This is a genomic window from Streptomyces sp. NPDC045701, assembly GCF_056432045.1.
Window position 1 is genome coordinate 26,288 of record NZ_JBWKJV010000042.1, and the last position, 7,509, is coordinate 33,796.

Annotated in this window: 8 protein-coding genes; 3 read left to right on the forward strand and 5 right to left on the reverse strand. The window is 73.3% G+C overall.

Going from position 1 to position 7,509, the window contains the following annotated elements:
- On the reverse strand, positions 1-1,740 hold a 1,740-nt coding region (locus tag AC07DW_RS28445; RefSeq protein WP_478860531.1), incomplete at its 3' end, for a DEAD/DEAH box helicase.
- A gap of 480 nt (positions 1,741-2,220) precedes the next feature.
- Here AC07DW_RS28445 and AC07DW_RS28450 point away from each other — a divergent pair.
- Entirely contained in the window at positions 2,221-2,964 is a 744-nt protein-coding gene (locus AC07DW_RS28450; RefSeq protein ID WP_478860532.1) for a ferritin-like fold-containing protein, read from the forward strand.
- A gap of 85 nt (positions 2,965-3,049) precedes the next feature.
- On the opposite strand, the gene AC07DW_RS28455 is transcribed toward AC07DW_RS28450, so the two are convergent.
- The 4 genes from AC07DW_RS28455 to AC07DW_RS28470 form a co-directional block, all read right to left on the reverse strand.
- Positions 3,050-3,322: a hypothetical protein gene (locus AC07DW_RS28455; protein WP_478860533.1), complete on the reverse strand. Its 273-nt coding sequence runs from the start codon at positions 3,320-3,322 to the stop codon at positions 3,050-3,052.
- Positions 3,323-3,466: 144 nt separating this feature from the next.
- On the reverse strand, positions 3,467-3,694 hold the full coding sequence (locus AC07DW_RS28460) for a DUF3107 domain-containing protein (protein ID WP_478860534.1): 228 nt from the start codon (positions 3,692-3,694) through the stop codon (positions 3,467-3,469).
- An 85-nt stretch (positions 3,695-3,779) separates the two neighbouring features.
- A complete protein-coding gene (locus tag AC07DW_RS28465; protein ID WP_478860535.1) occupies positions 3,780-4,421 on the reverse strand; it encodes a TetR/AcrR family transcriptional regulator in 642 nt (213 codons plus the stop codon).
- A 144-nt stretch (positions 4,422-4,565) separates the two neighbouring features.
- A complete protein-coding gene (locus tag AC07DW_RS28470) occupies positions 4,566-4,793 on the reverse strand; it encodes a hypothetical protein (RefSeq protein ID WP_478860536.1) in 228 nt (75 codons plus the stop codon).
- 154 nt (positions 4,794-4,947) lie between these two features.
- Between AC07DW_RS28470 and AC07DW_RS28475 the strand changes: the two genes are divergently transcribed.
- Positions 4,948-5,967 carry an alpha/beta fold hydrolase gene (locus tag AC07DW_RS28475; protein WP_478860537.1) on the forward strand — a complete coding sequence of 340 codons (1,020 nt, stop codon included), beginning with the start codon at positions 4,948-4,950 and terminating at the stop codon, positions 5,965-5,967.
- A gap of 8 nt (positions 5,968-5,975) precedes the next feature.
- Positions 5,976-7,337 carry a DUF3152 domain-containing protein gene (locus AC07DW_RS28480; protein WP_478860538.1) on the forward strand — a complete coding sequence of 454 codons (1,362 nt, stop codon included), beginning with the start codon at positions 5,976-5,978 and terminating at the stop codon, positions 7,335-7,337.
- The last annotated feature ends 172 nt before the right edge of the window (positions 7,338-7,509 follow it).

Here is a 7,509-nt window from a genome sequence, read left to right on the forward strand (position 1 = left end):
GGCCTCGACGGCCGGTTCGGCGGCCTTGCGGGTACGGGTCCGGCGCGGCTTGGTCTCGGTGACCGGTTCGGTCACCGTCTCCGTGGCCTCGACGGCCGGTTCGGCGGCCTTGCGGGTACGCGTACGGCGCGGCTTGGTCTCCGCGACCGGTTCGGTGGCCGTGGCGGTGGCCTCGACGACCTCAGCGGCCGGTTCGGCGGCCTTGCGGGTACGCGTACGGCGGGGCTTGGCGGGCTCCTCAGCGACCGGCTCGGCGGGCGTGACCGGCGCGGTGGCCACGGCCTCCGTCACCGCCGGGGCGCCCGCACGGGTCCTGGTCCGCCTCCGGCGCGGGGTGCGGGGCTCCGGGGCCTCGTCCGCCACGGGGGTGACCGTCTCGGTCGGCGTCGCCGCGTCCTCGGCCCCGAGGGGGGCGCCGCTCCGCGTACGACGGCGCTGACGCGGCGTACGCTCCGGGCGCTCCTCCGCACGCTCCGAGCGCTCCGCACGCTCCGGGCGGTCCGAGCGCTCCGGGCGGTCCGAGCGCCGGCCGCGCGCACCGCGGCCGCCCGTCTCGCCGAGGTCCTCGACCTCTTCCGCGCCCAGACCGGCACGGGTGCGCTCGGCACGCGGCAGGATGCCCTTCGTGCCCTCGGGGATGTCCATGTCCGCGTACAGGTGCGGGGACGTCGAGTACGTCTCGACCGGGTCGTTGAAGTCCAGCCCCAGCGCCTTGTTGATCAGCTGCCAGCGCGGGATGTCGTCCCAGTCGACCAGCGTGACGGCGATGCCCTTCTTGCCCGCGCGGCCGGTGCGGCCCACGCGGTGGAGGAAGGTCTTCTCGTCCTCGGGCGACTGGTAGTTGATCACGTGCGTGACACCGTCGACGTCGATGCCCCGTGCCGCGACGTCGGTGCAGACGAGCACGTCCACCTTGCCGTTGCGGAAGGCGCGCAGCGCCTGCTCGCGGGCGCCCTGGCCGAGGTCGCCGTGGACCGCGCCGGAGGCGAAGCCCCGCCGTTCGAGCTGCTCGGCGATGTCGGCCGCCGTCCGCTTCGTACGGCAGAAGATCATCGCGAGCCCGCGGCCGTTGGCCTGGAGGATGCGCGAGACCATCTCGGGCTTGTCCATGGAGTGCGCGCGGTACACGTACTGCTTGGTGTTCGCGACCGTCGCCCCCGCGTCGTCCGGGGAGGTGGCGCTGATGTGCGTCGGCTGCGACATGTAGCGGCGGGCCAGGCCGATGACCGCGCCCGGCATGGTCGCCGAGAACAGCATGGTCTGGCGCTTCGCCGGAAGCATGTTGATGATCTTCTCGACGTCGGGCAGGAAGCCCAGGTCGAGCATCTCGTCGGCCTCGTCGAGGACGAGGGCCTTGACCTTGGACAGGTCCAGCTTGCGCTGGCCGGCCAGGTCGAGGAGGCGGCCCGGGGTGCCGACGATCACGTCGACGCCCTTCTTCAGGGCCTCGACCTGCGGCTCGTACGCCCGGCCGCCGTAGATCGCGAGGACGCGCACGTTACGGACCTTGCCGGCGGTGAGCAGGTCGTTCGTGACCTGGGTGCACAGCTCCCGGGTCGGGACGACCACCAGCGCCTGCGGCGCGTCGGTCAGCTGCCCGGGCGTGGCCCGGCCCGCCTCGACGTCCGCGGGGACGGTGACGCGCTCCAGCAGCGGCAGACCGAAGCCGAGGGTCTTGCCCGTGCCGGTCTTGGCCTGGCCGATGACGTCGCTGCCGGAAAGCGCGACCGGGAGGGTCATCTCCTGGATGGGGAAGGGGGACGTGATGCCGACGGCTTCGAGCGCCTCGGCCGTCTCGGGAAGGATCCCGAGCTCTCGGAAAGTCGTAGTCAGGGTGCTGCCTCTTCTGTGAGACGCGGCATGAGGCGAACGCTGGGGGTCTTACCGTGCCGGTGACTGCGGCCGCAGTCCGGCAGGAACACAGCCGGGTGGCACGGGACCACTGCCGTCGCTCGAGCGTCATACCGCTGAGGGGCCCCTCATGTGCGGCTCATGCGCACGGAGGGCTGTCGGGTCGGAGCCGATCGGGCCACCGACCGGGCATCCTCATTCATGAGATGGCCCGCCGAGTACGTACGAACATGACTGCATACTCAGCAGGCGCAATACCACTGTACCCCGGATCGGCGCAGGTGTGTTGGGCCAATTCACAAGGAGGGGGAGGTCACAGTGGATGACCAGGGCCTTCAGGCGTGCGGCGGGCGGGCTATTGTGCGCTCCATGGAGACGCCTGACAACGCCGCTGCTTCCACCGCCGCCGACGAACCGACCGGAATCGCCGCCCAGGACTGGGCCGGTGCCTCCGCCGAGCCGCAGTACCGTGCCGCCGTCGTGGACCTGCTCGGCGCGCTGGCCTACGGGGAGCTGGCGGCCTTCGAGCGGCTGGCCGAGGACGCGAAGCTGGCGCCGACGCTCGCCGACAAGGCGGAGCTGGCGAAGATGGCGTCGGCCGAGTTCCACCACTTCGAGCGGCTGCGGGACCGGCTGGCGGCGATCGACGCGGAGCCGACTGCCGCGATGGAGCCCTTCGCCAAGGCGCTGGACGACTTCCACCGCCAGACCGCGCCGTCCGACTGGCTGGAGGGCCTGGTCAAGGCCTACGTGGGCGACTCGATCGCCAGTGACTTCTACCGGGAGGTCGCCGTCCGGCTGGATTCCGACACCCGGGCGCTGGTGCTGGCGGTGCTGGACGACACCGGACACGGGAACTTCGCCGTCGAGAAGGTACGGGCGGCCATCGAGGCCGACCCGCGGGTGGGCGGCCGTCTCGCGCTGTGGGCGCGCCGGCTGATGGGCGAGGCCCTCTCGCAGGCCCAGCGGGTGGTCGCCGAGCGGGACGCGCTGTCGACGATGCTCGTGGGCGGCGTCGCGGACGGGTTCGACCTGGCGGCGGTGGGCGAGATGTTCTCCCGCATCACCAAGGCGCACACCAGGCGCATGGCCGCGCTGGGGCTGGCCGCCTGACCGGGCGCCGCCCCGTCGGGCCCCGTTCCACGGCGCCAGTCGAGGGCGTCGGATCCGGGGCCGGGCCCCGGGGGTGCACCGCGCGTCAGGTCTGGGTCGCCGCCGGGCGGCGCAGGCGGCGGGCCGGGCGCAGGAGCAGCGAGAGTACGACCGCCGCGACCGCGACCGCGCCCAGCACGGTTCCCAGCGCGTGGTCCGGCCCGAGCGCCGCGTGGGTGATCAGCGCCCCGAAGAGCGAGCCGAGCACACCCGTTCCGAGGACCGCGCGGCGCGACGGGAGTCGGTCGCCGAGTCGGTGGGCGGCCGCCCAGGACAGTGCGAATCCCAGCACGACGGCGCCGACAGCTTCCCAGAACAAGCGGATCACCTCGCGGAGGGCGGGGGCGGGCAAAACGGTCACAGGCCGTACTACCCGATGCGTGTGAAACGCAATCCTCCTCGTGGGACACGGGAAAGGCCCGGCGGGTCAACCCGCCGGGCCCTTCCTCGTACTCCGTAGTGCTCAGAGCGCTCCGAAGCCCACCCGCGGCTTCGCCGGCTCGCCGATCTCCACGTAGGCGATGCGGTCGGTCGGCACCAGGACCTTGCGGCCCTTGTCGTCCGTCAGGCTGAGCAGCTGCGTCGTGCCGGCCAGGGCGTCGGACACCGCGCGCTCCACCTCCTCGGCGGACAGACCGCTCTCCAGAACGATCTCCCGGGGCGCGTGCTGCACGCCGATCTTGACCTCCACGGCTATGTCCCTCCGAACGGTCAGCGTTGCGCGGTCAGCCGCGCCGTACGCTGCACACATTAGCCCGGAGAGCCGACACCGATCATCAGTGGGATTCGGAGCCGTGCAGCGGGAACCCGGCGATACCCCGCCAGGCCAGCGACGTCAGCAGCTGGACCGCCGTGTCGCGCGGGATCGGCGACGCGCTGGACAGCCAGTACCGCGCCACCACCTGGGACACACCGCCCAGGCCCACGGCGAGCAGCATCGACTCGTCCTTGGACAGCCCCGTGTCCTCGGCGATGACGTCCGAGATCGCCTCGGCGCACTGCAACGAGACCCGCTCGACGCGCTCGCGCACCGCCGGCTCGTTGGTCAGGTCCGACTCGAAGACGAGGCGGAAGGCGCCGCCCTCGTCCTCCACGTACGCGAAGTAGGCGTCCATGGTGGCCGCCACGCGCAGTTTGTTGTCCGTGGTGGAGGCGAGCGCGGTCCGCACGGCCTGGAGCAGCGACTCGCAGTGCTGGTCGAGCAGTGCCAGGTAGAGGTCCAGTTTCCCGGGGAAGTGCTGGTACAGCACGGGCTTGCTGACGCCCGCGCGCTCCGCGATGTCGTCCATCGCGGCCGCGTGGTACCCCTGTGCGACAAACACTTCCTGGGCGGCGCCCAGGAGCTGGTTGCGTCGGGCTCGGCGCGGCAGGCGCGTGCCCCGCGGGCGCGCCGCCTCTGTCTGCTCGATGGCTGTCACGCCGCCTCCCAAAATCGATCGTTGCGCGCTCTGCGCCGCGCCGCCATCGTACTTTTGGGTAACCCGGCTGTGCGCGCTGCGAGCGCAGAATTTCACGTACCGGACCGCCCGGACAGCCGGAGATTCAACGTTAAACCGACTAAATCACCGGTAGTCGTCCTCGTCCAGCGTCACCACACGGGTCTGTTCCGCCGCGTCGGCCTCGTTCGCGACGGCCGGATCGACGCGGGTCAGCGGTTCGTCGGTGCGCTCCTGTACATCCCGGTGCTGCTCGGCGGCGTCGGCCTCCGGCGTCTCGTCGTCCAGCGGGACGGTCGCCCCGCCGTTCTCGTCGGGTTCGAAGGTCTCCGGGTCGGTCGGGTCGACGGTCATGGGCTCCCTTTCACTGGGCGGATCCACATCGGCGTGCGGGGGCCTGGGCGACATGCCCTCACGTACGAGCCTAGGAGGTACCCCCTTCCGGCGCTATGCGATCTGTGACGGCGAACACATCTGAGGGCATGTGATCGTCTCGTAACATTGGCGCATGTCTTCGACCGAGCTGCCGGAAGCCGTCGCCGCCACCGCGGCGGGGCCGCGGGTGGGCGCCGTCCGGGTCGCGGAGGGGGAGCGGCTGCGCTCCGTGACGCTGCCCGGACTGACGCTGAACGTGCGTCACCGGCCGTCGGACCGTACCGGGCTGCCGCCCGCTCTGTACGTGCACGGGCTGGGGGGCTCCTCCCAGAACTGGTCCGCCCTGATGCCGCTGCTCGAGGACGTCGTGGACGGCGAGGCGGTCGACCTCCCCGGCTTCGGTGACTCCCCGCCGCCCGACGACGGCGACTACTCCCTGACGGCGCACGCCCGCGCGGTCATCCGGCTGCTGGACGCCGGTGGGCGCGGGCCCGTCCACCTGATCGGGAACTCGCTGGGCGGGGCCGTGGCCACCCGCGTCGCGGCGGTCCGGCCCGACCTGGTCCGGACGCTGACGCTGATCTCGCCCGCGCTGCCGGAGCTGCGGGCCCAGCGGGGCGCCTGGCCGACGGCGCTGCTCGCGCTGCCCGGCGTCGCGTCCCTGTTCACCCGCGTCACCCGGGACTGGACGGCGGAGCAGCGGGTGCGCGGTGTCCTCGCGCTCTGCTACGGCGACCCCGGGCGGGTCACCGACGAGGGCCTGCGCAACGCGGTGGAGGAGATGGAGCGGCGCCTGAGCCTGCCGTACTTCTGGGACGCCATGGCCCGCTCGGCGCGGGGCATAGTCGACGCCTACACCCTGGGCGGTCAGCACGGGCTGTGGCGGCAGGCCGAGCGGGTGCTGGCGCCGACGCTCCTGGTGTACGGGGGGCGGGACCGGCTCATATCGTTCCGTATGGCGCGCAAGGCGGCGGCCGCCTTCCGCGACTCGCGGCTGCTGACGCTTCCGGACGCCGGGCACGTCGCGATGATGGAGTACCCGGAGACGGTCGCCCAGGCCGTACGGGAGCTGATCGGCGACGGCCGGGGTGGCGGCGACCGCCCCGACCGCCCCGACGGCGCCGCCGGCATCGACGACAACGACGGGAGCTGATCCGGGGCGTGGGACGACATAGCCGCAAAGGCCCCGTACCTCAGGGCTCCGAACAGGCAGCGCAGCCCACCGCCGCGGTACGCGAGGGGGAGCGTCCCGGTACCGGGCGCCGGCGCAGGACCGCCGCGGCGCCCGCGGAACCGCACCCCTCCCACCACCGTCACGCTGCCCCGCCGCCCCAGGCCGGGGCGCAGCAGCAGGTGCGCGGCGGCCACCCCGAGCAGCCCGAGCCGGGCGCCGTGCGGGCCGAGGCGGGCCGAGGCGGCGGCCGGCGCGGCGTACCGGCCGCACCGGGCCGCCCCGCGGACCGGGGTCCTGCGGGCGAGGGCGGTCAGGATTCCTCGGGCGGCCGGGGTCCCTCCGGTCCGGGCGGGCGCTTCGGCGGTCCGGCCACCGGGGTGGGCGCGGGCGCCCGGATACCCGGTCCGCGGCGCGAGTTCGTCGAGGCGTTCGACGGCGCCTCGCGCGGGACGCCGCCCGGCGGGCCCGAGCAGCCCCCGCTCGACGCCGGCGACCCCAAGGGCCGTCCGGGCGCGGCGGGCAAGGGGCGTACGGTCACCGGCATCGCGGCGGCCGCCGTCACCACCGTCCTCGCCGTGGTCGTGGCCGGGCAGGTCACCGGTGCGGGGGCGCAGGACTCCGCCGCCCGCCCGCCGGGCGGCGCCGCCGGCCGCGCCCAGGCCGAGGGCGGCGACGCCCGGTTCGGCCGCTCCGCCCGTTCCGACGAGCGTCCCGCCCCGCCGCCGCCCGCGCGCCGGGCCGCCCCGGTGACGTACGAGCAGCTGATGGCGAAGCCCTTCCCGCTCGACCCGAAGTTCAGGGGACCCGGCGAGTTCGAGGCCGTGCCGGGCACCGACCGGGCGCCCGGCAAGGGGCGCAAGGTGCGTTACCGGATCGACGTCGAGAAGGGGCTCGGGCTGGACGCCGGGCTGTTCGCGCGCGCGGTCCAGCAGACCCTGAACGACGACCGCAGCTGGGCGCACGGCGGTGCCATGACCTTCGAGCGCGTGTCCAGCGGCGAGGCCGAGTTCGTGGTCACCCTGGCGAGCCCGGTGACCACCGGGGTCTGGTGCGCCAAGTCCGGGCTCGACACCACCGTGGACAACGTCTCGTGCGACTCCGCCGCCACCGAGCGCGTGATGATCAACGCCTACCGCTGGGCGCAGGGCTCGGCGACGTACGGCGTCAAGGCCATGCACACGTACCGGCAGATGCTGATCAACCACGAGGTCGGGCACCGGCTGGGGCACAACCACGTGAACTGCCGTACCCCGGGCGCCCTGGCGCCGGTGATGCAGCAGCAGACCAAGTCCCTGGAGGTCGAGGGCATCAAGTGCCGCCCGAACCCCTGGGTCTTCCCGAACGGCTGACCGGGTAAATCCGCCAGTAGCGCGTCGAAACGCGACGGGTGCAGGAAAGTTACGAGCATTCACCCCTTCCAGTGGCGGGGGGGGGGAAAAACCCCCCCCCCCCCCCCCCCCCCCCCCCCCCCCCCCCCCCCCCCCCCCCCCCCCCCCCCCACCGCCCCCCCCAAAAAAGAAC